We start from the raw sequence: 20895 nt of genomic DNA, 5'->3' as shown, positions 1-20895 counted from the left end.
ATGTGTCCGCTCAGGTGCCTTGTGCACTGTTCACGAGGTTCGGGCGCCCGCCGTCACTTACCGGGGTCTCCCACCGCGGCAGCATGGTCGATGCGGCCGGCGACCGCGCGGGTCCGGGGAGAGCGGCTCAGCACGTGTCCGCCCTTTTCGGGGCACCCGAGATCCCCGCCCGTTCGAGCAGCCGCCGCCAGACGCGCAGGTCCGGGCCGGCCGCGCTCGCGACGATCACGCGGTCCGGGCGCAGCAGCAGGGTGCCGGCGCGGGAATGGAGCAGCGTGGCGAGGGAACCGTCCACATCGACCACGGCGTCCTCGCCGAGTTCGACGACCCGCGTGCCGAGGGCGTCGAAGTAGTCGCGCGTCGCGGTGTCGAAGGCCTCGACGGCGGCCCGGCATCCGGGAGGGCCGAGGATCGCGAAACCGTCGCCGAGAAGCTCGTCGAGCCCCGCCTCGCCCGTCGGTGTGCGGACCAGCGGTTGCGGGCAGAGTTTTCCGGCGGCCCGGTCGCGTCCGGCGGTGAGCGGTCCGGCGGGGAAGGCCGGCCAGGCGGTGTCGAGGACCTTCCCCTCGATCCCGGGGAGGCGGGTCGCGAGCTTCAGTGCGACCCGGCGCAGTCGGGCGGTGCGGGCGCTGCCGCCGGTCATGATCCTGCCGACGATGACGGCGAGCCGGATCATCCTGCGGGCGTGGGGAAGGCGCTCGGCCCGGTAGGTGTCGAGGAGCCGGTCGTCGGCGAGGCCGTCGAGGACGAGAGCCAGCTTCCAGGCGAGGTTGGCGGCGTCGCGGACGCCGGCGCCCATGCCCTGTCCGATGAACGGAGGTGTGAGGTGCGCGGCGTCGCCGAGGAGGAACACCCGTCCGGCGCGCCAGCGGTCGGCGACGGCGCCCCGGAAGGTGTACCAGGCCCGGCGTGTCAGGGTGAGCTCTTCGGGGGCGACCTCGCCGAGCCAGGGCCGGATGAGCGCGAGGACGGCGTCGTCGTCCAGTTCCGCGTCGCCCGGTTCGGCCGGCGGGAGGCGAAACTCCCACCGGTACCTGCCCGGCGTGACCATCATGAAGGTCGCGGCGCGGTCGGGGTCGCAGACCTGCTGAACCCCGTCGTAGGCGACCAGGGGGCGCGGGCTGCGGGCGTCGACGACGAGCCAGCGCTGCTCGAAGCCGAGGTCGCGCATGGTGGCGCCGATGACCTCGCGGGTGGGACTGTTGGCGCCGTCGCAGCCGAGCACCGCGTCGGCCCGCACGACCGACTCCTCGCCGGTGGCGGCGTCGCGGTAGCGGACCCGCAGCGGGCCGCCGTCGTCTTCGATCGCCGTGACCTCGGCGCCTTCGCGCAGCACGGCCTTCGGCATCTCGCCGAGGCGCTCACGCAGCACGGCGTCGAGTTCGGGCTGGTCGAACATGTTGGCCTGCGGGTGGCCGTGCGGGCCGCCGGCCGCGTCGCGGGTGAACTCCGCCAGCGGGCGCAGCCGCGTGTCGACGAGCTGCATGCCGGCGGCGGGCCGGGAGATCGCGCGGACCCGCTCACCGAGACCGAGACCGGCCAGGATGCGGAACACCTCGTCGTCGAAGTGCACCGCGCGCGGCAAAGGATAGGGGCGCGGCCTGCGCTCCAGGACGAGGCACTCGATGCCGCGCAGGGCCAGCCCGATCGCCGCGGTCAGCCCGGCCGGGCCTGCTCCGACGACCACCACCCGGACGTTCTGCGACATGACCGAATCCTAGGTCCGGCCGGAGATCGACGGGAAAGGTACGCGGGCCCCGCGGCCGGGAGACCCGCGTCCTCGCTATGCGAGCGTGACGTACTCGTAGATCTTCTTGAACTCGTCGTAGACCGGATGATCGACGGTGAACTCCTTGATCACCAGGCTGGAGTTCGCCTTGGACGCGTTCTCGTCGAGTTTGAGGTTGGTGGAGCCGGTGACGCAGTAGTACTCGCCGGCACCGCTGAAGGCGAACTGGGTGTTCTTCGCGTGCGTGTTCTTCACCGCGGTGTCCTCGCCGTAGTAGACCGTGCCCAGCTGCCCGAAGTTCTTCACGACCGACCACGTCTTCTCGGCACTGTTGCGGTAGACGACGAAGCGGAAGTGCTCGAGTCCCGGATCCGGCGCGTCGTGGATCGCCTTGAGCTCGGCGTGGAGCCGCTTGCCGAAGGCGTCGCCTTTCAGGTGGTAGACGTTGACCTTGAGGTAGCGGTCGCCGCCGGTCTCGCGCATCAGGTCGACGTACTTCGCCACCGGGTTGAAGGCGATGTCCCAGCCGTCGGCCGCGTCCGTCGGGATCGGGAAGAAGTACGCGCTGAAGTGGGCGTCGTCGAAGTTGAGCTCGCCCCGGCCGTGGGCCTCGCGCACGGCCGTGTGGAACGCCGCCTGGTCGTAGGCGTTGTCGTAGATCTTGCCGAAGTAGCCGTTGTAGGCCGCGAGCAGACCGGGATGGCCGTTGACCAGCGTCCCCGACTGGACCCAGTCGTGCCCGACCGGAACACCTGTGGAGCTGTGGTCGTCGACGTTGGCCGTCGACACGTAGGTCGTGTCGGTGATGTCGCCGCCGTCGTCGCCGAGGTAGTGGTTCACCGTCATGTACTTGGCGTGCATCTGCTGAGGGGACTCATCGCCCCAGGTGACCTTGCGGGCGCTGAGGTGGTCGCGCACCTGACAGGCGCCGTCCCCGACGCACGCGTCGTCCATGTGGCTTTCGAGGTAGCGGAGCACCTCCCCGTCCTGACCGCCGGGCTTGTAGGCGTCCTTCTGGTAGGCGAAGTCCACGTCGATCTTGTGCTGCGCGGCCTTCACCATCGAGTAGGTCAGCTTCTCGGTGTTGTCGGGATCCCAGTCGGAGTCGCGGACGTGGCCATAGGAGGCCGTGCCGGGCACGACTCCGATGTAGACGTCCGAGCTCATCGTGTACATCGCGAACGTGACCCGCACGTCGGCGGCGGGATTGGCGGTCTTGTAGCGGACCGCCCGGTTGAGCAGATCGCCGAACTTGAAGACCGGGCTGTTCTCCGCGTCGCCGACATCCCGCGAGTAGATCTTCACCCGCACGTTCTTGCCCTCGTAGTCGAACGGGATCGGGGCCGAGACCTCCGCCTGCGCGGTTCCGGCGACACCGACCGAGACCCCGGTCGCTCCCAGCACCGCCGCCAAGGTGAACACGAGCAGCTTCACGACTCGTTCTCGCATGCTTCCCCTCCTGCCGCGGCGATGGTGTCGCCGCGTGGACAACACTCGCCCGGGGGCCGCGCGACTCACCGCCGTCCCCCGAGGCGGGCCGCCGGACGTGAACCGGCGTAGGGAGGATGTTATTGCGCGCCGTCAACCGGCCGCCCGACCCGAGGAGCCGCATGATCCGCAAACTCGTCCGCGACCGCGTCCCCGACATCATCCGCGCCGACGGACTCGACCCGGTGACCACCGTGGCCACCGACGGCGAGTACCGCCGCGAACTGCGCGCCAAGCTCGGCGAGGAGACCACCGAGTACCTGGAGGCCGACGAGGACTCTGCGGCCGAGGAACTCGCCGACATCGTCGAGGTCGTCCGCGCACTCGCCGCACTGCACGGCCTCACGCCCGAGGGCCTTGAAGAGATCCGCGCGGGCAAGGCGGCCGAGCGCGGCGGTTTCGCCGGGCGCGTCATCTGGCACGGCGAGCGCTGACCCCAAGATCGGCCGGGCGCCCTCGTCGGGCACGCTGTGAGGAAGGTCCTGAGTCCGTGCGGCGCGCCCGCGCGAGCGGCCTGCCTGGGCCTGCCAAGCGGCTTTGTATAGTTCCTACAACTATCGCCGTGCAGATCGCTCAGGCACGGCATAGCGCCGCCCGCGCTCCAAGCGGGAGGGTGATAGGGGCCGCCCGTGGGCGGCCCGCGCATTGTCGGTCCACAGGAGGGTTCGTTTCGGTGTTCAAACGCGTCGCCATCGTCAACCGGGGTGAGGCCGCGATGAGGCTGATCCACGCCGTGCGGGACATAGCCGCGGAGACCGGGGCCCGCATCGAGACCGTCGCCCTGTACACCGACGTCGACCGGACGGCCACGTTCGTCCGCGAGGCCGACCTCTCCTTCGACCTCGGCCCCGCCGCCGCGCGGCCCTACCTCGACCTGAAGGTCCTCGAACACGCCCTTGTGGAGTCCGGCGCCGACGCGGCGTGGGTCGGCTGGGGCTTCGTCGCCGAGGATCCCGCCTTCGCCGAACTCTGCGAGCGGATCGGCGTCACCTTCGTCGGGCCGAGCCCCGACGCCATGCGCAAGCTCGGCGACAAGATCGGCGCGAAGCTCATCGCCGAGGAGGTCGGCGTCCCGGTCGCGCCGTGGAGCCGTGGCGCGGTCGAGAACCTCGACGCCGCCCTGAAGGCCGCGACCGAGATCGGCTACCCCCTCATGCTCAAGGCGACCGCCGGCGGCGGCGGGCGCGGCATCCGGGTCGTCACCAACGGAGCCGACCTCGCCGAAGCCTACGAGCGCACCAGTCAGGAGGCCGCGCGCGCCTTCGGCAGCGGCGTGGTGTTCCTGGAGCGCCTGGTCACCGGAGCCCGCCACGTCGAGGTGCAGGTCATCGCCGACGGCCAGGGCACCGCGTGGGCGCTGGGCGTCCGCGACTGCTCGGTGCAGCGCCGCAACCAGAAGGTCATCGAGGAGTCGGCCTCTCCGGTCCTGCGCCCCGATCAGGCCCAGGAACTCAAGACCTCCGCCGAGCGCCTCGCCGTGGCCGTCGGCTACCGGGGAGCCGCGACCGTCGAGTTCCTCTACCACCCCGGCGACCGGCTCTTCGCCTTCCTGGAGGTCAACACCCGGCTCCAGGTCGAGCACCCCATCACCGAGTCCACCACCGGCTTCGACCTCGTCAAGGCCCAGCTGCACGTGGCCGCGGGCGGCCGGCTCGAAGGCGAGCCTCCGGCCGAGCGCGGCCACGCCGTCGAGGCCCGCCTGAACGCCGAGGACCCCGACCGCGACTTCGCGCCCTCCCCCGGCCGCATCGCGCGCCTCGCCCTGCCCGCCGGGCCCGGCATCCGCGTCGACACCGGTGTCAGTGAGGGCGACTCCATCCCCGCCGACTTCGACTCCATGATCGCCAAGATCATCGCCTACGGACGCGACCGCGACGAGGCCCTCGGCCGGCTGCGCCGCGCGATGGCCGAGACCACCGTGGTCATCGAGGGCGGCGCCACCAACAAGAGCTTCGTCCTCGACCTGCTCGACCAGCCCGAGGTCGTCGACGGCAGCGCCGACACCGGCTGGATCGACCGCGTGCGCGGCGAGGGCCGCCTGGTGTCGCACCGGCACTCCGCGATCGCGCTGGCCGCCGCCGCCATCGAGGCTTACGAGGAGGAGGAGCGGGCCGAGCGCCAGCGCCTGCTGTCCACCGCGTTCGGCGGACGCCCCCAGGTGCGCCACGAGAGCGGCCGCCCGCTCGACCTGAAGCTGCGCGGCGTCGGCTACCGCGTGCGCGTCGCCCGCGTCGGAGCGCACCGCTTCCGCGTCGCCATCGAGGCCGGTGAGCAGATCCGCACCGCCGACGTCGAACTCGACCGCCACGACCGCCACAGCGGCCAGATCGTCGTCAACGGCGTGCGCCACCGCCTCCTGACCGATACCTACGGCGCAACCCACCTCGTCGAGGTCGACGGCGTCACACACCGGGTCGGCCGCGACGAGGGCGGCGTGCTGCGCTCGCCCATGCCCGCGCTGGTCGTCGCCACCCCGCTGGAGGTCGGCGCCGAGGTCGAGGCCGGCGCACCCGTGCTGGTGCTGGAGAGCATGAAGATGGAGACGGTGCTGCGCGCGCCGTTCAAGGCGCGCCTCAAGGAGTGCGCGGTCTCCGTGGGCAGCCAGGTCGAGACGGGCGCGGCCCTGCTGCGCCTCGAACCGCTCGCCGACGAGGAGGCCGGCGACTCCCCCGCCGTCGCCGCCGTCGAGCTGGACCTGCCGCCCGAGCCGACCGAGCGTCCGGTCGCCGAACGCGTCCGGCGCGGTCTCGAGGACCTGCGCGGCCTGCTGCTCGGCTTCGACGTCGATCCGCACGACGAGGGCCGGGTCCTCGACGACTACCTGGCCGCCCGCCGCGCCGCCGGTCCGCGGCCCCTGGCCGCCGAACTGGCACTGGTCGACCTGTTCGCCGACCTCGCCGAGCTCAGCCGCAACCGGCCAACGGGCGAGGACGGCGGCAGCGACACCCACGTCCACAGTGCCCGCGAGTACTTCCACACCTACCTCCAGAGCCTCGACGTCGAGCGCGCCGGGCTGCCGCCGGCGTTCCAGACGAAGCTGACCAAGGCCCTCGGTCATTACGGTGTCACCGATCTGGAGCGCACGCCCGAGGTCGAGGCCGCGGTCTTCCGCGTATTCCTCGCCCAGCAGCGCTCGTCGGCCGACGCGGCCGTCGTCACGGCCGTTCTGCGCTCCTGGCTGCAGGAGCCCGCGCCGGACGAGGCGATGCGCGAGCCCGCCGGGCTCGTGCTGGAGCGCCTCATGGCGGCCACGCAGGTGCGCTTCCCGGTCATCGCCGACCTCGCCCGCGGTGTCGTCTTCTCCTGGTTCGCGCAGCCGCTCCTGCGCCGCAACCGCGCCCTGGTCTACGCCGGGGTCCGCAAGCACCTGCGGCACCTCGACGCCCACCCCGACGCCGCCGACCGCGCCGAGCGCATCGCCGAGATGGTCCGTACGACCGAGCCCCTCGTCAGGCTCCTCGGCCAGCGGCTGGTCCGCGACGACGTCGACAACTCGGTGATGCTGGAGGTCTTGACCCGCCGCTACTACGGCAACAAAGGGCTCTCCGGGGTCCGGACGGTCAAGGTCGGCGACGTCTCCTTCGTCATCGCCGAGCGCACCGGTTCGTTGCTGGCCTCCGCGGCCGTCGCCTTCGACGGCCTCGGCGGAGCCCTGCGCGGCCTGGCCGAGCTGGGCGAGGGCGAGACCGACATCGACGCCGACGTCTACCTGTCGTGGGAGGACCAGCCGGAGGACTCCGAGGCGATGGCCGCCGCGCTGAACGACGTCGTCCAGGCGCACCCGCTGCCCAGCCGCGTACGAAGGCTCACCACGACTGTCGCGGGCCGCAGCGGAGCCGTGATGCACCATCACTTCACGTTCCGCAGCTCCGACGGCGGGATGGCCGAGGAGCGCCTGATCCGCGGCCTGCACCCCTACATCGCGCAGCGAATGCAGATGGAGCGCTTCGGGAAGTTCGACCTCACGCGCCTGCGCTCCTCCGACGAGGAGGTCTACCTGTTCCAGGCCGTCGCGCGGGACAACCCCTCCGACGACCGCCTCGTCGCGTTCGCGCAGGTGCGCGACCTCACCGAGCTGCGCGAACACGACGGCCGCCTGGTCGCCCTGCCGACCGCCGAGGACACCGTCGCGGCCTGCCTCGACTCGATCCGGCGGGCACAGGTTCGGCGGCCCGCGCGCAACCGCTTCACCACCAACCGGGCCGTCATCTACGTGTGGCCGCCGGTGGACATCACCCGAGAGGAACTGGGGATGATCGCCGGCCGCGTGCGCCCGACGACCGGCGGCGCGGGCCTTGAGGAGATCCTGTTCATCGCGCGCCGGCGCGATCGCCAGACCGGTGAGCTGCGCAAGATGCACCTGCGCATCTCTTTCAACGCCGCTCGCGACGCCGAGCTGACCTTCGGCGAGCCGACGACCGAGTTCGTCGAGCCGCTCGACGACTACCGCCTGAAGGTGCTGCGTGCCGCCGGCCGCAACGCGGTCTACCCCTACGAGCTGACCGGACTGCTCGGCGACTTCACCGAGCACGACCTCGACGAGTCGGGCGCGCTCGTACCGGTCGACCGGCCCAAGGGACGCAACACGGCCGCCATCGTCGCCGGCGTGGTGAGCACGCCGACCGAGCGGCACCCCGAGGGCGTCACCCGTGTCGTCTTGCTGGGCGACCCGACGAAGGCGCTGGGCGCGCTGTCCGAGCCCGAGTGCCGGCGCGTGATCGCCGCGCTCGACCTCGCCGAGCGCATGCGCGTGCCGCTGGAGTGGTACGCGCTGTCGGCCGGTGCCCGGATCTCGATGCAGTCGGGCACCGAGAACATGGACTGGGTGGCCGCGGCCCTCAAGCGGATCGTCGAGTTCACCCAGGACGGCGGCGAGATCAACATCGTGGTCGCGGGCATCAACGTCGGCGCGCAGCCGTACTGGAACGCCGAGGCGACGATGCTCATGCACACCAAGGGAATCCTGGTGATGACGCCGGACTCGGCGATGGTCCTCACCGGCAAGCAGTCGCTCGACTTCTCCGGTGGTGTGTCGGCCGAGGACAACTACGGCATCGGCGGCTACGACCGGGTGATGGGCCCCAACGGCCAGGCACAGTACTGGGCGCCGACCCTGCTGGGCGCCCGCGACATCGTGATGGCGCACTACGCCCACACGTACGTGGCCCCCGGAGAGGACGCGCCTCGCAGGGCCGAGACCTCCGACCCCGTCGACCGCGACGTCTCGGACTTCCCGCACGACGTGGAGGGCAGCGACTTCCGCACCGTCGGCGAGATCTTCTCCGCCGAGGCCAACCCCGACCGTAAGAAGCCCTTCGACATCCGCACGGTGATGCGGGCGCTGGCCGACCAGGACCACCCGGTGCTGGAACGCTGGGCGGGCATGGCCGACGCCGAGACCGTCGCGGTGCAAGACGTCCACCTCGGCGGGATGCCGGTGTGCCTGCTCGGCGTGGAGTCGCGCTCGGTGCCCCGGCGCGGTTTCCCCCCCACCGACGGGCCCGACACCTACACGGCCGGCACGCTGTTCCCCCGCTCGTCGAAGAAGGCGGCGCGGGCGATCAACGCGGCGAGCGGCAACCGGCCGCTGGTCGTGCTGGCGAACCTCTCGGGCTTCGACGGCTCACCCGAGTCGATGCGCAAGCTCCAGCTGGAGTACGGCGCCGAGATCGGTCGCGCGATCGTGAACTTCGACGGGCCGATCGTGTTCTGCGTGATCTCGCGCTACCACGGCGGCGCGTTCGTGGTGTTCTCCAAGGCGCTCAACCCGAACATGACCGTGCTGGCACTGGAGGGGTCCTTCGCCTCGGTCCTCGGCGGCGCGCCCGCCGCGGCCGTCGTCTTCTCCGGCGACGTCAACGCCCGCACGGCCGCAGACCCGCGCGTCCGCGACCTGGAGTCACGCGTCGCGGCGGCGTCGGGAACCGAGCGGGCCACCCTCACCGCCGAACTCGACGAACTGCGCGCCTCCGTCCGGGCCGAGAAGCTCGGCGAGGTCGCCGCGGAGTTCGACGGCGTGCACAACATCCAGCGCGCGGTGGAGGTCGGCTCGGTCGACGCGGTCATCCGCGCCGCCGAACTGCGGCCGCGCATCATCGAGGCGATCGACACCCGACGCGGCTGACGCCTTGCCTTCCGGGCGGCCGAGGGGCCGCCCGGAGGGCCGTCGGTGTGTTCGGCGGGATCAGTGCGCCCGGGTCGTGCCGCGCAGTTCGGCGAGCAGGAGCGCGCGGTCGTCGCGGCTGTCGCCGGGCGCGGCGGACATGATCAGGTCGGCGTGCTCCGGGAGGGGCAGGCCGGTGCCGGGCAGTGCCGCCAGCCTCGCCACGCCCGCCTCGAAGGAGATGGTGCGCGACTCGACGAGGCCGTCGCTGTAGAGCAGCAGCCGGGTCCCGGGCGGGGTGTCGATGATGTCGGTCTCGTACAGGGCGTCCTCGGAGGCGCCGAGCATCGGGCCGTGGCGGACGTCGAGGGCCTCGGCGCGGGCACCGGGCCGGATGACGATGGGCGGGAGATGGCCGGCCGAGGCGATCGTGCACCGGTGGTCCCACGGGTCGTACTGGACGTAGGCGCAGGTGGCCATCGCGGTCTCGCCGAAGCTGGTGGCGATCTGGTTGAGCCGGGTCAGCAGCGCGCCCGGTTCGAGCCCGATGCTGGCCAGGGTCTGCACGACACTGCGGTAGCGGCCCATGGTCGCCGCCGCGCCGACACCGTGCCCGGCGACGTCGCCGATCACCATGGCCATCCGGTGCCCGGGCAGGACGAACGCGTCGTACCAGTCCCCGCCGACCTGCTGCCCTGCCCGGCCCGGCAGGTAGCGGTGGGCGAGCTCGGCCTCGGGCAGGCTCGGGAGCGTGCCGGGGAGCAGGCTCATCTGGAGGACGACGACCTTGCGCCGCTCCTCCTGGTAGAGGCGCACGTTGTCGATGGTCGCGGCGGTGCGGGCGGCGACCTCCTCGGCGAAGCGCATGTCGTCCTCGTCGAAGGCGGTGCGGTCACCCGTCCGCAGGCAGCTCAGCGCGCCGATCGTGGTGTCGCGTGCCCGCAGCGGCACGGCGAGGTAGCAGCCGGCGTCGAGTTCGCGGGCGGTCGTGAGCATCCATTCGGGGGCTTCGGCGCCGGTGGACTCCTCGGGCGGGAACATCCGCGCCCGGTTGTCCTTGAGGACCATCGCCAGGCCCGGCGAGTCGGCCAGCGGCCGGGGCCCGCGCTGTCCGATGAGGCGGACGGCGCGCGGGTCGTCGAGGCGCGTCGCTCCGGCGAGGCGGAAGAGGACGTGCGGGTCGTCGGGGGCGACCTCGGTCTGCTCGCCGACGACCTCGGCGAACACGTCGATGGCCGCGAGGTCGCAGAAGTCGGCGGTGAGCAGCTCGGCGAGTTTCCCGCACACCACCTCCATCTCCAGGCTCATCGCCAGTAGCGTGCCCACCTTGGTGAGGAGCTGGGCGCGGTGGCGGCCGCGCGCGTCGACCAGGGAGCGCGCCTCCTGCGTGGTGATGTCGCCGATCAGGCCGCACAGGCCGAGGGGTTCACCGTCGCCGCCGGTCACGCGGAACCACGACGCGGAGGCCACGGCCCGCGCGTCGGGGCTGGTGGTCGGCGAGCGCGCGATGCTGACGTTGAGGAGCGGCTCGCCGCTTTCGAGGACGCCGAAGAGGGCCTGTTCGTAGGCGTCGATGTCGGGTGAGACGACGACGTCGCGGACGCTGCGTCCGATGTGGTCGGCGATGGGGCGCTCGTTGAAGTCGGCGAGGGTCTGGTTGACCATGACGTAGCGGAGGTGCTGGTCGAGGATGGCGTAGCCGACGGGTGCCTGGTGGAAGAAGGCATCGAGGAGGCCGAGGTGGGTGACGGCTCCGCGGGCGGCGCCGACGTCGATGAACTGCACGAGGCGGACGGGGGCGCCGTCGGCGGGACGGACGGGGATGTTGCGGGCCATGACGGTTCGCGTGGTCCCGTCGGCGCGGCGGACCGTGGCGACGCCGCCGTCGCCGTCGGCGTGCAGGACGGTCTCCATTTCGCGCCCGATCACCTCGGCGGCGGCGTAGCCGGTGATCTCCTCGGCGATGGGGTCGAAGAAGACGATGCGGTCGCCGGCGTCGACCAGGACGGTGGCCAGGCGCAGGTTGTCGGCGAGGAGGCCGAGCGGTTTGTCGAGCGCCATGTACCGACTGTACGACACGCACTAACGCTTAGAGTTCGTTCGATCACTGTGCGCACGCAACGGTGGTGCCGTCGGTCTCGGGGCGGATTAGGCCGCGGTGTTTCGGGGTACTCAGGAGTCATCCACCCCGCGAAGGAGTTCGAGATGTCGATCGTCGACCGCATTCAGCGTTTCCTGCAGAGTCCCAAGGGTCAGCAGGCGAAGGGCAAGGCGCAGCGCTACCTGCAGAAGCCGGAGACCCAGTACAAGCTTCGAAGGCTGGTGACGAAGCTCAAGGGCAGGCACTGAGCGCGCGAGCGCCGGGCCGGGGCCCCACCGTCGAGCGGTGGAGGAGACCCGGCCCGCCGCGCGTTCTGGGGTGATGCCGGGTCTCGCCCCGCGATGATCACGCTGTGGCGGCGAGGGTCTCGCGGAGGAAATCGGTGATCTCCGTTTTCGCGGTCTCGGCCTGCGGCGCGATGCCCGGTGTGCTCAGGAAGGCGTGCTGGGCGCCGGGGTGTTCGGTGAGCCGCGTGGGTGTCCCGGCGGCCTTCAGGCGTTCGGCGTAGGCGCGGCCGTGGTCGGCGAGCGGGTCGTCGGTGGGTACGACAACGAGCATCGGGGGCAGTCCGCCCAGGTCGTCGGCGCGCAGCGGCGACAGCGGCACCGGATCGGTCCCCGCCGGAACGGCGAAGCGGTGGAACAGGTCCAGCACGGGCCTGTCGAGGGCGGGCGTCTCGGCGAACTCGGTGAACGAGGGGTGGTCGAACATCGTCTCGGACACATCGAGGCAGGGGTTGACCAGGACCTGCGCCCGCAGACGAGGCCCCGCCCGGCCGGCCCGCAGGGTCACGAGAGCGCTGACCAGCGCGCCACAGCTCTCCCCGAAGACGGCGATGCGGTCCCGGTCGACTCCCCAGCGCTCCGCGTGGCCGATCGCGTACCGCAGCACGTCCCAGTCATCGTCGACGGCGGCCGCCAGCGGGGTCCGGGCGTCGAGGAGACGATGCTCGACGGAGACGACGACCGCCGGCAGCCGGGCCGCCAAATGGGCGTTGATCCAGTCGCACTGCGTCGCCGTGCCCACGAATCCGCCGCCGTGCACGTGGAGCACGAGCGGCAACGCGGCGCCCTCCACCGCACAGGACGGCCGGTAGACCCGCACCGGGACAGCACGGTCGGACAGCTCGACCTCCTGCCAGTCGATGGTCGCGCCCTCGTCGGGATGCCCGGTGACGACCCGAAGCTCGACGGAGGCCCGGAAGCGGTTCTCGGCGTCGCGATAGGCGGCCAGCTCCTCGTCGGTGATGGTCGCCAGATCCGGCCGCGGCGGCCGCTCGGCGGCGATGCTCTCGCTCATGACTTTTCCTGCACCCATTGCGCTACCTCCAGTATCGATACCTAAGGTAGCGTAATACCTCGGCAGTCGCCATCACGGGTTCGCGCAGCGGTCCGGCGCCGGACTACTGGAGCAGCCCCGCGTACCGCTCCATGAAGGCCGCGACATCGTCGACGTCCTCCAGCGGCAGCGGATAGACGAGCAGCCGGTCCACGCCCATCGACTCGTAGCGCTCGGCGACGGACCGGTCGAGGGCCGCCGCGCCGAAGTGCAGGTAGGTGACCTCCAGCCGGCCGAGCCGGTCCGGGCGCTCGACCTCGCCGGCGGCCTCGCGGAGCCCGGCGAGCAGGCGCTCCAGTTCGGCGAGGTCGCCCATGCCGAACCAGCCGTGCCCGCGTCCCACCGCGCGGCGCAGGGCGGCGCGGCTGTGCCCGCCGATCACGACACGGGGACCGCCCGGCCGCGCCGGTCGCGGATGCGCGTCGACGTCACGGAAGGAGGCGTACCGGCCCTCGAAGGCCGGCGCGTCGTGAGTCCACAACGACGTCATCGCGTCGATGTACTCGTCGGTGCGGCCACCGCGTTCGGACATCGCCACCCCCACCGCCGTCATCTCCGGCTCCAGGTATCCGGCCCCCACGCCGAGGAGCAGCCGCCCACCGGACAGCACGTCCAGACTGGCCGCCTGCTTGGCGAGGACGACGGGATTGCGCTGCGGGAGGATCACGATCCCGGTGGCCAGCTCGATCCGCGTGGTCACCGCCGCGACGTACGCCAGATGCACCAGCGGATCCAGGATCGGATCGGTCGCCTCCATCGGCGACTCCGGCGTGCGCGGACTGGGCAGAACGACGTGATCGCCGACCCACCACGAGGCGTACCCCAGTTCCTCGGCCAGCCGCGCCAGCCGCACCGTCGCCGCCGGTCCCAGTGTCGCCTTGGCGGCGAGTCCGTTCACACCCAGTCTCATGCGCACATCCTGTGCCGCGCCCTCCCCACCCGTCCAAGACCCGTCGCCATAACCTTTGGCTATGGACGTGCATCTGCGGGACTTGCGCTACTTCGCCGCCGTCGCCGACGACCTCAACTTCACCGCCGCCGCCGCGCGCCTCTACGTCTCGCAACCGGCGCTGAGCAAGCAGATCCGCCGCCTCGAAGAGCAGTTACGCACCCCGCTGTTCGACCGCTCCGGCGGCCGGGTCGCGCTGACCGCCGCCGGAAGCGCCCTGCTGCCGCACGTCCGCGACCTCACCGACGGCTGGGAGCGCGCCAGGACGGCCGTCGCGACGGCGGCGAAGTCGCTCACCGTCGGCTTCCACACCCGCGTCGCCCGGGGCGTCCTGCCGGCCCTGACCGCCTCCATGCGCGAGGCGCTGCCCGGCTGGACACTGCGGTTCCGGCAGTTCCCGTGGAGTGACGCCACCGCCGGGCTCGCCACCGGTGAGGCCGACGTCGCCGTCGTGTGGCTGCCCCTGCCGGAGGACGGCCGCTTCACCTGGAGCGTGGTGTCCACCGAGGACCGGCTGGTCGCGCTCCCCGCCGGCCACCGGCTCGCCGGGCGCGCGGAGCTGCGGCTCGCCGAACTCGCCGACGAGCCCTTCGTGGCACTGCCGGCCTCGGCGGGAGGCGGGCGCGACTTCTGGCTGGCCTCGGCTCAACGGGATGGTCCGGCCCTGATCGGCGCCGAGGCCGAGACGGCCGAGGAATGCCTTGAACTGGTCGCGGCAGGGCTGGGCGTCGCGCTCATCTCGGCCGGCAACGCCGGGATCTACGCTCGCGGCGACCTCGCCTACGTCCGTGTCACCGGCATCCCGCCGGGCCGCCTGGCGGTGGTCTGGCGCGCCGGCGACGAACGGCGCCCGGTAAGGGTCGTCGCCGACGCGTGCGCCGGGTGCCTGTGCCGTCCCGGCGGGAGCACGGCCGATGGGTGAGCCGGAAACGCCCGGCGTCCACTTCGGCGTCCTGGGCTCCCTGGAGGTAAGCGGGGCCGGAACGCCGGTGCGGCTGGGCTCCTCGCTACAGCCGGGACACTGCCGGCCGCCCTGCTGCTGTCCACCGGCCGCACCGTCGGCACCGACCGCCTCGCCGACTACCTCTGGGGCGACGGTCCCGGCCCCGCCGACGTGAGCGGCGCGTTGCAACTCCACGTGTTCCGGCTGCGCCGGCTCCTGCCCGAACTGCGGCGCATCGAGACGGTCCCGTACGGCTACCGCCTGGCCACCTCGGCCGCCGAGTTCGACCTCCTCCGCTTCGAGCACCTCGCCGCTCGACGCCTTCCACACCGCCCGGCGGATCCTGCGCGAAGAACTCGGCGAGGACCCCGGATCCGCGCTCCTGGCGGCCCACCGCTCGGTGCTCGGCCTTCGCGCGCAGGACACACCGGTCCCCAGGCAACTCCCGGCGGCTCCGCGCCTGCTCGTCGGTCGCGACACCGAGACCGGCCCCCTCGACCGGCTCCGTCCCGGTCACGGCGGCGAGGGGGCGAAGCCGGCGGTCGTGACCGGGACCGCGGGGATCGGCAAGACGTCCCTGGCGCGCAAGCGGGCCAACGCCAACGCTGACGAGTTTCCCGACGGCCAGTTCTGGATGCACCTGCGCGGCCACACCGACGGCGAGCCGGTCGATCCCGGCGGCGCGCTCGGCGGCCTCCTCGGCGCCGTCGGCGTTCCCGCCCAGCGCGTTCCGCCCTCCACCGAGGCCCGCTCGGCGCTGTGGCGCTCGGAGGTGTCGGGGCGGCGCATCCTGCTCATCGTCGACGACGCCCGCACCGGCGACGCGGTCCGGCCGCTGCCTCCGGGCGCCGACGCGGCGGTCCTGGTCACCAGCCGCGAGGCGCTGCGCGACCTGGTCGTCGGCGAGGGGGCCGTGCGCGTCGCCCTCGACCGCTTCGACGACGCCGACGCGCACAAGCTCCTCGCGGCGCTGGTCGGAGCGGCGCGTCTGGCGGCCGACCCGCGGGCGGCGCGCCGGCCTGCCCCTCGCCCTGCGCCTGCTCGCCGAGTTCGCCGCCGAGCGCGACCGCTTCGCCGTCCTGGGTTCGGCCGGGGGCGGGGCGGTAAACCTGCGCGGTGTTCTCCTGGTCCTACCGCGCCCTTGACGCCGGTACGGCGGGCCGTCGACTGGTACGTCCACACCGGACTGCACGTCGCCCGCGCGTTCCCGCCCCCGATACCCCTCGACGGAAGCGGGCCAGCGCAAGGAGTTCGCGTCCGCGCGGCGTGCCGGGCGCTTGTCCGAGGCCCGTACCCAGCACGAGCGCGCGCTGGCGATCTCCGTGGCTCATGGGGCCGATGGCGAGCACGGGGTCGACCTCAACAACCTCGCGCACGTCGACCTCGCCGAGGAGGCATGGGATGCCGCTGCGTCGCGCTTGACGGAGGCGATCGCCATCGCCCGCCGGACCGGCCGGCCACTGACCGAGGCCAACGCGCTCGACGGGATGGGGCGGGCGCTCGCCGGGCGCGGCGACCTGCACGAGGCGCTGTGGGCAGCGAAGCGGGCGCCCGCTCCCGCTCGGGAGAGGACGCCCGGCACCCGGCGCGGCGCGGCCGTCAGGCAACGGCCTTCTTCACCAGTTCGCCGATCCGCGCCTCGTCGGCGGCGGTCAGCTCGGGCAGCGCGAAGGAGGTCGACCACATCGAACCCTCGTCGAGGGCGGCCTCATCGCTGAATGTCAAGGTCGCGTACCGCGTCTTGAACTTCTGCGCGGGCTGGAAGTGGCACAAGACCTTGCCGTTCTTGGCGTAGGCGGGCATCCCGTACCAGAGTCGCGGCGCCAGTTCGGGCGCGTTCGCCCTGATCACGGCGTGCAGCCGCTCGCCGATGGCGCGGTCGCCGCCGGGCATCTCGGCGAGCTTGGCGAGGACCTCGGGCTCGGTGTCCTTCGACTTGCCCTTGCCCTTGGCCGCCTTCAGTTCCTTGGCACGGTCCTTCATCGCGTCGCGTTCCTCGACGGTGAAGCCGTCGTACTTCTCGGTGGGCGCGGTGTCCTTCGACATGGTGAGTCCTCTCGGTTTCGTGCTGGTGGATTCGGTACGGGCGGGCATTCGGGTCACCACTTGCCGGCCTGCTGGCGGGTCGGCAGGTTGAGCCGGTTGTAGGCGTTGGCGACGGCGATGTTGAGCAGCAGCGCGGCCAGCTCCTTCTGGTCGAAGTGCGTGGCGGCCACGTCCCAGACCTGGTCGGGCACCGCGTCAGGGCTGTCGGCGAGCCGGGTCACGGCCTCGGTGAGGGCGAGGGCGGCGCGCTCCTCGTCGGTGAACCAGGGCGTCTCGCGCCAGGCGGCGACGCTGTCGAGCTGCCGGTCGGTCACACCGTGACGTCGTGCCTGGCCGGCGCCGCCGGCCACGCACGGCCCGCAGCCGTTGATCTGGCTGGCGCGCAGGTGGGTCAGCGCCAGGAGCCGGCCGTCGACGCCGGTCCCGGCGATCGCCTTGTTGAGGTCGGTCAACGCCGTCATCGCCTCGGGAACCAGGGTCGCGGGGTTCGGCATGCGCTCGGTCGCCATCGTCTTCTCCTTCGTCGTCGTCCTTGCTGACATGAGCCATCGGACCACCGACGCGCCCCGTCTCGCATTGCCCGTGGGACACCGTGGGACACACGCAGGGGCACCTACCTGCGCGAACGCCTCGGCGATCCGTTTTCGCGGGCCGGGACGGGTACGGTGGTGCGGTGTCGAGCCCCAACGAGCGGCTGGTGGCCCAGCTCGTCCGGATCAAGGAACTGAGCGGGCTCAGCCTGCGCGCCCTCGCCCGCCAGACGGGTCTGAGCAGTTCCTCGCTGTCGCGGTACCTCACCGGCCGGCTGGTGCCGACATGGGAGGCTGTCACGGCGTTGTGCAAAGCCGTCGGCCGCGACCCCCGCCCGCTGCGTCCGCTGTGGGCCGAGGCGTCCAAGGCCGGTGCCGCGCCCGCTCCCCGGCGCAACGACCTGCCCGCCGACCTGGTCGACTTCACCGGCCGCGAGGCGGAGGCGGAACAGGTCGAGGAGCTGCTGCGGACAACGGGCGCCGTCGCCGTCGACGGCATGGCCGGCGTGGGCAAGACCAGCCTCGCCGTGCACGCCGCGCACCGGCTGGCGCCCGCCTATCCCGACGGCGGCCTCTACCTCGACCTGCACGGCTTCACACCGGGTCACGAGCCGCTGGAGCCGCTCGCCGCGCTCGGTCGGTTGCTGAACGCCCTGGAGATCACCCACCTTCCGGCCGCCGTCGACGAACGCGCGGCCCTGTGGCGTTCGGAACTCTCCCGGCGACGAGTGCTCGTGGTACTGGACAACGCCGTCGACGCCGGGCAGGTCCGCCCGCTGCTGCCCGGTGCCGGGAAGTCGGCGGTGGTCATCACCAGCCGGGCACGACTGGTCGACCTCGACGGGGTGCCGCCGGTCTCGCTGGAGCCGTTCGCCGACGGCGACGCGGCGAGCCTGTTCGGCCGTGCCGCGGGCCTCGCCCTCGGTGGGGAGGAAGCGGTCGGGCAGGTCCTGCGCCAGTGCGGCGGACTTCCGCTGGCGCTGCGCATGGCGGGCGCCCGGCTCCGGCACCGCCCAGGGTGGACGGTGGCGGTGCTGGCCGAACGCCTCCGCGACAACACCAGCCGTTTCGACTCCGCCTTCGGCATGTCACTGCAACAGCTCGACTCCGTCCAGCGCCGCGTCTTCCGGCTCCTCGGCGTGCTGCCGGGCGCCGACTTCGACACCGAGGTCGCCGGCGCCCTCGCCGACATGCCGGCCGGCCGCGTCGCCGGGATCCTCGAGGAGCTGGCCGACGCGCACCTCGTCGAGGAACCCTCCCCGGGGCGCTACCGGCTGCACGACCTCATCCGGCGCTACGCCGCCGACCTCGCCGCCGAGGAGGAGCCGCAGGCGAACACCGCCCTGCGCAGGGTGCTCGACCACTACCTCGCGCGCGCCGTCGCCCACGACCGGACGCTGCCCTCCCCGCACCGCAGGGAACCCGAGCCGGGCGACCCCGCCGCGGCCATGGCCTGGTTCGACCTGGAGTACGTCAACCTCATAGCCTCCTTCGACGCCGCCGTGCGCCTGGGCGCCGACGAGGTGGCGGCCGAACTCCCCGACGCCCTCCGCGTCTGGTTCTTCCGGCACCGGGGCACCGATGACCAGGTGCGGCTGCTCGAAGCCGCCGCAGGCGCCGCCGGCCGGCTGGGGCGCCACCGGCAGCGCACCGCCCTGCTCGCCGACCTCGGCTACGCACTGGCCGCCGCGGGCCGCCTCACCGAGGCGATCGCCGCCTACGAGCTGGCCGAGGAGCCGGGCGCCGCCGACGACGAACTCGCCGCGGGCCTGGCACTGCGCATGGGCTTCGCGCGCCGGGATCTCGGCGAGTTCGAAGCGGCGCAGGCGCACTTCCGGCAGGCCCGCGAGCTGTTCGGGAAGCTCGGCAACATGGGCGGGCTGTCACAGGCGCTGGCCTTCGACGGGTGGGTGACCCTGCATCTCGGGGGCCGCGCCGAAGCCGTCGCCCTCGCGCGGGAGTCGGTCGCGACGGCCGCCGGTCCGGCGCGGATCACCGGGCTGGTCACGCTCGGACTGGCTCTTGCCACGCAGGACGCCGAGGAGTCGCTGCGAACCTTGCGCGAGGCGCTCGGACTGGCCGAGGAGAACCGGCTGGCGCACAACCAGGCGTGGTGCCACAACTACCTCGGTGTCGCGCTGCGCGAGATGGGCTCGTTCGAGGAGGCTCTGGAGCACCACCGCCGCGCCCTGGAACTCCTGGAGCCGCTGGCCGAGGCGCAACTGGAGATCAACTTCCTGCACACCTACGCCGAGACCTGCCGGGTCGCGGGCCGAAGCGGCGAAGCGATCGCGCTGCTCGACCGGACCATCGAGGCGGCGCGCCGGCTCGACCGCCCGCACGACGAGAAGCTGGCCCGCGAGGCCCGCGAGTCCCTCACCGCCGAAGGCTGAACCTCAGCCGGCCCCGTACGCGTCGAGGGCCCGCCGCCAGAGTCCGCACAGCTCGTCGCCCTCGCCGTAGGCACCGTCCACGACGAACCCGATCGAGAGGCGACCGGCGTGGGTGGCGACGCCGACGGAGAGCGGCCGGTCGTGCGGGAGGAACATCAGCGGCAGCAGCTCGGTCGCCCGGCGGCCGTCGTGGGAGCCGGCCACTGTCTCACCCCAGTCGCTGACGATGAGCTGGCACTGGCGCGGGGAGAGGGCGAACCCGAACAGCGGCGCGGCGAGGCTTGTGGGCAGCAACTGGACGGCCGCCCACGCCGCCGTCGCCGCGCCCCGGCGCTTCGCCTTGGCGGTGGCCGCCGTGATGAGCGCGAGCCTCCGCACCGGGTCGGGCTCGCCGAGCGGCAGACCGATCCGCAGGCCGACGGCACGGTTGCCGATGGTGCCGACCTCGTGCGGGCCGCGCGCGTTGACGGGCACGAAGGTCCACAGCCGCTCGCCCGACCAAGGCGAGGCGCTCCAGTCGCCTACCGCGCCCAGGACCGAGGCGAGTACCACGTCGTTGACCGTCGCGCCGTGGTTCCGGGCGATCTCGCGCACACGGTCGGCCTCCACCGCTTCCCAGGCGACACGGCGCACCGCGCTGGTCGGCGCGGCACCGGCGATCCCGGGCGCGGGAGGCAGGAAACTGCGGGTCAGGGGTACCAGGCCGCGCGTGGCCAGGAACAGGTTGCGCGCCGGGCCCGCCTCGCCCTGCGGCGCCCAGGGCCGCGGTGGGGTGCGCTCCAGCTGCCAGCCGAGGCAGCGCGCCGCCAGTTCCACCATGGACAGGCCGTCGGCGTGGGCGTGATGGGCGGTGAAGACCAGCGCCCACTCCTCCTCGGCGTAACCGTGCACCGGCCGGCAGGACAGGACCGGCCGCGAAGGCGCGTGGACGGCGAGGATCGCCGCGACGGCCGCGCGCAGCCCGCCCGGCGCCTCCATCGGCGCGTCGAACGCCAGCTCCCAGCCGGTCGCGCCCCACGACTTGCGCAGTTCGCGCTCCAGCGTCTCGGGATCGGGCGTCGCGCCCGGGAACCGTGCGAGCAGGCCGAGGCCCATGTTGCCGTCGGCCCGCCGCTTCTCGTAGCGAAGGAAGGCCTCGGTCAGCAGGGCCTGTCCCCGCCCGATCGTCGCCGTGTCCGGCATGCGCTCCCCCTGTCAGCCCGTGCCCACCGTCCGTGTTCACGAGGACACCTCATGCTCAACGATCCCCGGCGCCGTTGGACGCGGTGTCGGGCG

General features: G+C 72.6%; 13 protein-coding genes and 1 pseudogene. 6 read left to right on the top strand and 8 right to left on the bottom strand.

Annotated features, from left to right (window positions below):
* Nucleotides 1-127: 127 nt before the first annotated feature.
* Nucleotides 128-1708, bottom strand: coding sequence for a bifunctional 3-(3-hydroxy-phenyl)propionate/3-hydroxycinnamic acid hydroxylase (locus AB0I28_RS00330; RefSeq protein ID WP_357488484.1), 1581 nt, complete (start codon nt 1706-1708; stop codon nt 128-130).
* A gap of 75 nt (nt 1709-1783) precedes the next feature.
* On the bottom strand, nt 1784-3178 hold the full coding sequence (locus tag AB0I28_RS00325; RefSeq protein WP_357488483.1) for a hypothetical protein: 1395 nt from the start codon (nt 3176-3178) through the stop codon (nt 1784-1786).
* A gap of 161 nt (nt 3179-3339) precedes the next feature.
* On the opposite strand from AB0I28_RS00325, the gene AB0I28_RS00320 reads away from it, so the two are divergent.
* Nucleotides 3340-3651, top strand: a complete 312-nt coding sequence (locus AB0I28_RS00320; protein WP_357488482.1) for a nucleoside triphosphate pyrophosphohydrolase — start codon at nt 3340-3342, stop codon at nt 3649-3651.
* A 239-nt stretch (nt 3652-3890) separates the two neighbouring features.
* Nucleotides 3891-9341 (top strand): carboxyl transferase domain-containing protein, encoded by a 5451-nt coding sequence (locus AB0I28_RS00315; RefSeq protein ID WP_357488481.1) that lies wholly within the window; start codon nt 3891-3893, stop codon nt 9339-9341.
* A 60-nt stretch (nt 9342-9401) separates the two neighbouring features.
* On the opposite strand, the gene AB0I28_RS00310 is transcribed toward AB0I28_RS00315, so the two are convergent.
* On the bottom strand, nt 9402-11381 hold the full coding sequence (locus AB0I28_RS00310; RefSeq protein WP_357488480.1) for a SpoIIE family protein phosphatase: 1980 nt from the start codon (nt 11379-11381) through the stop codon (nt 9402-9404).
* Between the two features lie 144 nt (nt 11382-11525).
* Here AB0I28_RS00310 and AB0I28_RS00305 point away from each other — a divergent pair, with 144 nt between their 5' ends.
* Complete coding sequence (locus AB0I28_RS00305) at nt 11526-11669, top strand: hypothetical protein (protein ID WP_357488479.1); 144 nt, start codon at nt 11526-11528, stop codon at nt 11667-11669.
* A gap of 97 nt (nt 11670-11766) precedes the next feature.
* Here the strand turns inward: AB0I28_RS00305 and AB0I28_RS00300 are convergent, their stop codons facing one another.
* Together AB0I28_RS00300 and AB0I28_RS00295 are read right to left on the bottom strand one after the other, a co-directional pair.
* Nucleotides 11767-12720 (bottom strand): alpha/beta hydrolase, encoded by a 954-nt coding sequence (locus tag AB0I28_RS00300; protein ID WP_357488478.1) that lies wholly within the window; start codon nt 12718-12720, stop codon nt 11767-11769.
* 103 nt (nt 12721-12823) lie between these two features.
* On the bottom strand, nt 12824-13669 hold the full coding sequence (locus AB0I28_RS00295; protein ID WP_357488477.1) for an LLM class F420-dependent oxidoreductase: 846 nt from the start codon (nt 13667-13669) through the stop codon (nt 12824-12826).
* Between the two features lie 61 nt (nt 13670-13730).
* Between AB0I28_RS00295 and AB0I28_RS00290 the strand changes: the two genes are divergently transcribed.
* Both AB0I28_RS00290 and AB0I28_RS00285 read left to right on the top strand, forming a co-directional pair.
* A complete protein-coding gene (locus tag AB0I28_RS00290; protein WP_357488476.1) occupies nt 13731-14630 on the top strand; it encodes a LysR family transcriptional regulator in 900 nt (299 codons plus the stop codon).
* Between the two features lie 421 nt (nt 14631-15051).
* Nucleotides 15052-15624 (top strand): annotated as a pseudogene (locus tag AB0I28_RS00285) (AAA family ATPase); the annotation flags it as partial.
* Nucleotides 15625-16250: 626 nt separating this feature from the next.
* Here the strand turns inward: AB0I28_RS00285 and AB0I28_RS00280 are convergent.
* Entirely contained in the window at nt 16251-16697 is a 447-nt protein-coding gene (locus AB0I28_RS00280; RefSeq protein ID WP_357488475.1) for a DUF1801 domain-containing protein, read from the bottom strand.
* A gap of 53 nt (nt 16698-16750) precedes the next feature.
* Complete coding sequence (locus AB0I28_RS00275) at nt 16751-17206, bottom strand: carboxymuconolactone decarboxylase family protein (RefSeq protein ID WP_357488474.1); 456 nt, start codon at nt 17204-17206, stop codon at nt 16751-16753.
* A 164-nt stretch (nt 17207-17370) separates the two neighbouring features.
* On the opposite strand from AB0I28_RS00275, the gene AB0I28_RS00270 reads away from it, so the two are divergent.
* Entirely contained in the window at nt 17371-19620 is a 2250-nt protein-coding gene (locus AB0I28_RS00270) for a tetratricopeptide repeat protein (protein WP_357488473.1), read from the top strand.
* 3 nt (nt 19621-19623) lie between these two features.
* On the opposite strand, the gene AB0I28_RS00265 is transcribed toward AB0I28_RS00270, so the two are convergent.
* On the bottom strand, nt 19624-20802 hold the full coding sequence (locus AB0I28_RS00265; RefSeq protein ID WP_357488470.1) for a wax ester/triacylglycerol synthase domain-containing protein: 1179 nt from the start codon (nt 20800-20802) through the stop codon (nt 19624-19626).
* Nucleotides 20803-20895: the final 93 nt, after the last annotated feature.

Source organism: Phytomonospora sp. NPDC050363, assembly GCF_040655735.1.
Classification (GTDB): Bacteria; Actinomycetota; Actinomycetes; order Mycobacteriales; family Micromonosporaceae; genus Phytomonospora.
This window is presented reverse-complemented; position numbering and strand designations above follow the sequence as displayed.